Below are 6,607 nucleotides of genomic sequence, written 5' to 3' on the forward strand. Positions count from 1 at the left end.
ATCTGAATTCCAGCCTGGGATGTCGGGGTATGAAGTTGTCCGGAAAGTCAGCGGGGAAGCAGATCACTGATCTGCTGATCACCGAAGGTCTTCTTCCAGGCGCTTCGGAAGTCAGCCATGGATTCCGTGGTGGAGGGATGGGCGATGAGCATATCGAACATCTCCGGGGTGATGGTCACAGCCTGACAGCCGATGACGGCCAGACGCTCCAGCTGATCCACCGTGCGGAAGCTGGCTCCCAGTACCTTGCAGTTCAGTCCCGCCTGGCGAAAGGCCTGCAGCATGTGCTCGATACAGCGGATGCCGTCAGCACCGATATTGTCAATGTGGCTCACATAGGGGGCCACATAGTCGGCTCCTGCCTGGGCGGCCACCAGGGCCTGCATCATGGAGTGAACCACGGTTACCAGAACAGGGATACCGGCTTCCTTGCAGAGGCGCACAGCCTGATAGCCCTCTTTGACAGCCGGGATTTTCACGATAAAATGGTTGCCGAAATAGTCGTGCAGGGCGCTGGCCTGCTGAAACATTTCTTCGGCGGTTTCTCCGGTCACCTGGAAAAAGATTTTCAGGTTCTTCTCTTCCACATAGTCCCGGTATTCGGACATGAGCTCCGTAACCGGGCGCTTTGCCTTGGTGAGAATCTTCGGATTGGTGGTGAAGCCGCTGATGGGGTAGTAGGCGGCTACCTTTTTGACAGCGTCCAGATCTGCGATATCTACATAGAATTCCATACTTATTCAAGCTCCTTCCATTTTACGATTACTTTTCCCTGGCGGGACCAGATGCGGTCGGCCAGCTCGGTGATGGACAGCTCCGCGGCGGTGGGGATGATCATGGGGAGAGACCTCCTTTCTGAAAATGGGGTATAGGATGATTGTAGCACAGAATTGGGGAAAATGCAGTAGGGTAGTGAAGGCTATAAGGCATGCCAGCTCGATTCCGCCGCTGTGCGGCTGCATCTCGCTGACGGGCTGGCGCCCTATAAAAGCATAAAAAAATGGCCCAGAGTGAGCAAGCTCCCTCTGAACCATTTCCTTATGCTTTGCATGCCCGGAAGGTAGTGGGCTATAAGGCATGCCCGCTCGATTCCGCCGCTGTGCGGCTGCATCTCGCTGACGGGCTGGCGCCCTATAAAAGCATAAAAAAATGGCCCAGAGTGAGCAAGCTCCCTCTGAACCATTTCCTTATGCTTTGCATGCCCGGAAGGTAGTGGGCTATAAGGCATGCCCGCTCGATTCCGCCGCTGTGCGGCTGCATCTCGCTGACGGGCTGGCGCCCTATAAAAGCATAAAAAATGGCCCAGAGTGAGCAAGCTCCCTCTGAACCATTTCCTTATGCTTTTGCATGCCTTATAGCTTAACCAAAGTATCTCTTTAACAGACCCTCGAATGCTTTGCCATGACGAGCCTCGTCGCGGGCCATCTCGTGTACGGTGTCATGAATAGCGTCCAGGTTTGCAGCCTTTGCGCGCTTTGCCAGGTCGAATTTGCCCTCGGTTGCGCCGTGCTCAGCTGCAACTCTCAGCTCCAGATTCTTCTTAGTGCTGGGGGTAACGACCTCGCCCAGAAGCTCTGCAAATTTTGCAGCGTGCTCAGCCTCTTCGTAAGCTGCCTTCTCCCAGTAGAGACCGATTTCCGGATAACCCTCTCTGTGAGCCACACGAGCCATAGCCAGATACATACCTACCTCGGAGCATTCTCCGTTGAAGTTTGCGCGAAGGTCGTTCAGGATATCCTCGCTTACGCCCTGTGCTACGCCTACCTCATGTTCAGCTGCCCAGGTCAGGCCCTCAGCCTGCTCTTTGAACTTGGATGCAGGAACTCCACACTGGGGACATTTCTCCGGTGCTGTCTCGCCTTCCCAAACGTAACCACATACTGTACATACCCATGTTTTCATAATCTTGTTCTCCTTTTCTTTGAAATATTATTTATAATTGTTAGTTCTTTTTCTAAATCAGTAACAATTCCTGTTACTGATATTAATATAGCATGCTTTCCTGTTTTCGTCAAGGCTTAAATGAAAAATTTTTCAATTAAAGATTCCTTGCAGGGTAAGCGGGAAAGTATGAACCGGACGTTCTGTTAGTGCACTCTATTATTATAGAAGAAACGCTTAAGAAATATACTTTCCGGCGCATTCGGCGCAGAGCCCGTAGTACTGGGTGCTGTGTCCCTCGATGACGCCCGGAAACACCTGTCTGGCCTTTTCGTCGATGAAGGACTCATCGTCCATGTGGATATCAAAAAGGGCGTGACACTTTCTGCATATAAAATGAGAATGGGGCTCCACATGGGCGTCGAAGCGATCTGCTCCGTCCGTGGTGATTTTGATGATCTCGCCCAGATCGGTCAGCAGCGCAAGATTGCGGTAGACGGTTCCCAGACTGATATTCGGAAATTCCTCTTTTACATGCAGATAAACGGTATCTGCCGTGGGGTGGTCATACCGGGACAGCAGAAAACGCTTAATGGATTCTCTCTGACGGCTATATTTTAATGCTGGCATAAGACCCTCCTTATTCAATAATGATAACGGTTACTGTTTCTTATATTGTAGCAAAAAATCATTCATTGTCAATGGAAATTTTTATAAAACGCTATACATTAGAAGAATATCTCGATAAGGTTGACAAATAAGAATGACCCTGTTATAATTCAGTCATAAGTTTTAACAAATTCGTAACATTTGAAGGAAAGATAGCAGGAAAGACTGTTACCGAGATAAACTGGAGGAACGATAACATGCACAAGTTTGCAACGATATGTCTCGCAGGGGCGCTTTGCTTCAGCTTCAGCGGTATTCGCGTAGAGGCAAGCAGCCTGTCACTGGGAGCAGAGGAGGGAATCGCTTCCGTTATGACAGAAGCACAGGCGGTAGATCCGGAGGCCGATGAGAAGGTTCTGGAGGATATGACGCCGTCCGAGTTTGACGGAATCTGTATCGCGCAGGTAAACGACTACGTGAATGTAAGAAGTGAAGCCAGCGAGGACAGTGAGATCCTCGGCAAGCTGTATGACAAGTCAGCCGGTGTCGTAGAGGATGAGGTGGACGGATGGTACAAGATTACCTCCGGAAGCGTAACCGGATACGTGAAAGCTGAATATGTGGTGACCGGAGACGAGGCGGAGACTCTGGCAGAGGAAGTAGGCCAGAGAGTTGCCACCGTTACCACCCAGACTCTTCGAGTGAGAACCGAGGCAACCACAGACGCCAGTGTTCTGGGACTCATCGGAGAGGGCGAGGAGCTGACCGTTACCGATGAGAAGGACGGATTCGTCCAGGTATCCATCGAGGAAGGCGATGGCTGGGTATCCACCGATTATGTAGATTTGAGAACAGATTTCGTACAGGCTGAGTCCAAGGAAGAAGAGGCAGCACGTCTGGCGAAGGAGGCAGCAGCCAAAGAAGAAGGAAAGAAGAAGGCAAAGGCAGCGGCGGCCAAGTCCGAGAGTTCCGCAGGAAGCACTGTGGGAACCGGATCCGGAAGCAGCAGCGGCAATGCAGTAGTCAGCTACGCAAGCCAGTTTGTGGGTAATCCGTATGTATACGGCGGAACCAGCCTGACCAACGGAACGGACTGTTCTGGATTCGTCATGGGTGTATATTCCCACTTTGGTGTGGGCCTGCCCCATTCCTCCAGCGCCATGAGAAGCGCAGGATATGCGGTAAGCCTTTCCGAGGCACAGCCGGGCGACATCATCTGCTACAGTGGACATGTGGCTATCTACTGCGGAAATAACACCGTCGTACATGCCAGCACACCGGCTACGGGAATTAAGTACACATCTCCCGCAAATTATAAGAACGTCATCTGTGTAAGACGAATCTTCTAATCAGAATAGAACAGAAACGCAGCGGAGCAGGAGCGAGTATCCTGCTCCTTTTTTGTGCGTGCGTCTCGATGCGAGAATGGAATGGCGTAGGGAACCGGAAAAAGCCGGAGCGGGGAAAATGGGAGTATTCGCACAATACAGAATAATTATCAGACAGAAAGAAAAGGGGAAATGCGGCACAGAAAAGACTGGGCTGCATTTTGCACAAAGTTTCCAGATTGCTGGGAAAAAGTAAACAAATGCCTGTGGAAAAGTGAAAAAGATATCCACATATGATTCGACGGAAAATGCCTAAAAAACGAGTTATCAACCAAGTTATCCACATTATCCACATTTTTAGGTGTGCAAAACACTGGTTTACATAGTGTTTAAAAAAACGAGTGTTCTGTACAGATTGAATAAAACAGAAGAAAAACGGGAAAAGCGACAAAAGATCCTTGACTTTTTTACTGTCGAATTATAAGATCTATTATCAGAAAATACCGAAAATAATACCGGGAAAAAGAAAAAATCTGCGTACCCGAATCCGGGTACGCAGATAAATAAATCCACAGACAGGAGAACCTTTAGCGGACGGCGATGAGTTTGTAGATGGGATTGCCCTTGGAAGAGAACTTCTCTTCGTATTCGGTCATAATGTTTCCGGCATTCATGGAGGGATCGTGGTGCAGATCCCGGGAACAGCCCCTGAGCTTCCATCCGGCCTCCTCCACGCTTTCCAGGGAGAAGTCGAAGAGGGCCTCATTATCGGTCTTGAACTCCACCTGTCCTTCGGGAGCCAGCACCTGATTGTAGCGGCCCAGGAATTCAGTGGAGGTCAGGCGGCGTCTGGCGTGACGTGCCTTGGGCCAGGGATCGGAAAAATTCAGGTAGATCCGGTCCAGTTCCCCTTTGCCGAACATCTCCGGCAGCTCGGCGGCGTCCTCGCAGAGGAAGTACAGGTTCGGAAGGGGCTCCTCCTCCATCTTCTGCAGAGCCCGCAGCAGCACGCTGCTGTACCGCTCCATGCCCAGATAGTTGATCTGGGGATTCTGCTTTGCCAGTTCCATCAGGAACTGCCCTTTTCCCATGCCGATCTCTATATAAATAGGATGATCATTTCCAAACAGCTCCTGCCATTTCCCCTTTCGCTCTTTGGCGTCATGGATCACCAGGCTGCTGGCGGCGATGGCTTCTTCTGCTCCTTTGATATGCTTCAGTCTCAAAAAATAATTCCTCCTTTTCGGAAATTTATCTGTTCCGGAACCCGAAATCGCAGAAAAAGACAAAAAATCTGTTTCTCCGGATCCTGGAAAAACCCTGTAAATACGCGGCTTTTTCTACATTGTATACAAGTTCGAAAAAAAAATCAAGAAAAATGAAAAAAAGTGCTTGCATTTTCCTGGAGCATCGTATATAATAAATCTTGCGTTGAGGGACAGCCCAAAACGAACAAACAAAATAAGCGCGATTAGCTCAGCTGGCAGAGCACCTGACTCTTAATCAGGGTGTCCAGGGTTCGAACCCCTGATCGCGCACTCTAAAGTATCGGTTTTGCAGAACAACTGCGGGGTCGGTGCTTTTTTTGTTGTCAGAAAAAGGGCGGCGCTACGCCCCTTTTCCATAGATAGATTTGGACTTATAGGACAAAACGTTCTTGCAAATCATTGCCATAAATCATCATCTGTACATTTGCGGATGATCCTCTTTGTTTTTTCAATAGGTAGCGGAACAGTTTCTTTACTGAAATATTCGATGCGCACTACTTCCACAACCGTTTCATGGTTATCTTTTCCTGCCGGAACAAGTACTAAATCACCAATCTCAATAGTGTCATCGTCTGTCAGGTAATAGTAACTCTTATATCCCTCATGGAATACAACACTGCAGAAAATGTATTCAGACCGGCGACGTTTTATTGTAATGGATGGTAATTTTATAAGCCTTCATTTCGTTAGGAGTCTCAATTACATCAACCGGATTGCCTTCAATATGAGAGAAGAAATCTTCTGTGTTAAAGTTTTCCAACAGATTTTCAACTCCACCCTCAATCTCATATTTGCGGGAAATCTTGTAGCCAGTTCCGATATTTTGGATATACTCAAGAGATTCTGATTCTCTATCAATAATCAGATGTTCCGTGCAATCCCACGTGACGATTTCTCGTGTTATGCTTTCTGTTTTTGGCTCCGGCTGAATTTTCGTTATCCTGTGATAATCCAAAGTAATCCTGGTAATTGTGTCCGTCTTACGAAATGTATAACTGGAAAGCAGCGCCAAACGGCTAAGTGCTGAAATAAACCATGCACGATTCTCAGGCACCAGTATTTGAGCCGCGTCATAGGCCCAATGATTGAATAACTGCACGCCGCATTCTCGTTACTTCAGTGATGAGTTAGGCGTGCAAATTTTTGACCAAAAAGCAGAACTGATGTTTACTTTCTGTGCTACATATGGTAAGATATAAACATGGGAAAAGATATATTCACTATCAGAGAAAACACTCTTTCATATGGTCGAGGTTATGTGTACTTTTTGCAATATCATCTCGTCTGGTGTACGAAATACCGGAAAAAGGTGTTGACAGATGGCCTTGATACAGAATGCAGGGAAATGCTGCAAAAGCTGGCAGAGGAATACCGCTTTCAGATTCTGGCCATGGAGGTTATACCGGATCATATCCATTTGCTGGTGGATTGTAAACCACAGTTTTTTATTTCTGATATGATAAAAATCATGAAAGGAAATCTGGCAAGACAAATGTTTCTTGTACATCCGGAATTAAAGCA

At 48.1% G+C, this 6,607-nt stretch carries 7 protein-coding genes and 1 tRNA gene; 3 read left to right on the top strand and 5 right to left on the bottom strand.

Features of this window, described 5'->3' with window-relative positions; all coding sequences use genetic code 11:
• Positions 1–47: 47 nt before the first annotated feature.
• The 3 genes from H8S44_RS15345 to H8S44_RS15355 form a co-directional block, all read right to left on the bottom strand.
• The gene (locus tag H8S44_RS15345; protein ID WP_186871540.1) at positions 48–734 is read right to left on the bottom strand and encodes a transaldolase family protein; all 687 of its coding nucleotides are present in this window, start codon (positions 732–734) and stop codon (positions 48–50) included.
• Between the two features lie 625 nt (positions 735–1,359).
• Positions 1,360–1,902 carry an NADH peroxidase gene (locus H8S44_RS15350; RefSeq protein ID WP_186871541.1) on the bottom strand — a complete coding sequence of 181 codons (543 nt, stop codon included), beginning with the start codon at positions 1,900–1,902 and terminating at the stop codon, positions 1,360–1,362.
• A 216-nt stretch (positions 1,903–2,118) separates the two neighbouring features.
• Complete coding sequence (locus tag H8S44_RS15355; RefSeq protein ID WP_186871542.1) at positions 2,119–2,511, bottom strand: Fur family transcriptional regulator; 393 nt, start codon at positions 2,509–2,511, stop codon at positions 2,119–2,121.
• Positions 2,512–2,747: 236 nt separating this feature from the next.
• Between H8S44_RS15355 and H8S44_RS15360 the strand changes: the two genes are divergently transcribed.
• Positions 2,748–3,839, top strand: coding sequence for a C40 family peptidase (locus tag H8S44_RS15360; protein ID WP_186871543.1), 1,092 nt, complete (start codon positions 2,748–2,750; stop codon positions 3,837–3,839).
• A 566-nt stretch (positions 3,840–4,405) separates the two neighbouring features.
• Here the strand turns inward: H8S44_RS15360 and trmB are convergent.
• The gene (gene trmB / locus H8S44_RS15365) at positions 4,406–5,044 is read right to left on the bottom strand and encodes a tRNA (guanosine(46)-N7)-methyltransferase TrmB (RefSeq protein ID WP_186871544.1); all 639 of its coding nucleotides are present in this window, start codon (positions 5,042–5,044) and stop codon (positions 4,406–4,408) included.
• 239 nt (positions 5,045–5,283) lie between these two features.
• On the opposite strand from trmB, the gene H8S44_RS15370 reads away from it, so the two are divergent.
• Positions 5,284–5,356, top strand: a tRNA-Lys gene (locus H8S44_RS15370).
• Positions 5,357–5,717: 361 nt separating this feature from the next.
• On the opposite strand, the gene H8S44_RS15375 is transcribed toward H8S44_RS15370, so the two are convergent.
• The gene (locus H8S44_RS15375; RefSeq protein WP_186871545.1) at positions 5,718–6,185 is read right to left on the bottom strand and encodes a hypothetical protein; all 468 of its coding nucleotides are present in this window, start codon (positions 6,183–6,185) and stop codon (positions 5,718–5,720) included.
• Between the two features lie 102 nt (positions 6,186–6,287).
• Here H8S44_RS15375 and tnpA point away from each other — a divergent pair.
• Positions 6,288–6,607 (top strand): IS200/IS605 family transposase (gene tnpA, locus H8S44_RS15380; protein WP_186871546.1); only part of this gene is annotated, 320 nt, incomplete at its 3' end.

Source organism: Anaerosacchariphilus hominis (assembly GCF_014290175.1).
GTDB classification, from domain to species: Bacteria; Bacillota; Clostridia; order Lachnospirales; family Lachnospiraceae; genus Laedolimicola; species Laedolimicola hominis.

Excerpts from the sequence above, each read along its gene's own strand:
- H8S44_RS15355 (WP_186871542.1), bottom strand. The coding sequence starts at position 2,511 with ATGCCAGCATTAAAATATAGCCGTCAGAGAGAATCCATTAAGCGTTTT.
- H8S44_RS15345 (WP_186871540.1), bottom strand. The coding sequence starts at position 734 with ATGGAATTCTATGTAGATATCGCAGATCTGGACGCTGTCAAAAAGGTA.
- H8S44_RS15350 (WP_186871541.1), bottom strand. The coding sequence starts at position 1,902 with ATGAAAACATGGGTATGTACAGTATGTGGTTACGTTTGGGAAGGCGAG.
- H8S44_RS15360 (WP_186871543.1), top strand. The coding sequence starts at position 2,748 with ATGCACAAGTTTGCAACGATATGTCTCGCAGGGGCGCTTTGCTTCAGC.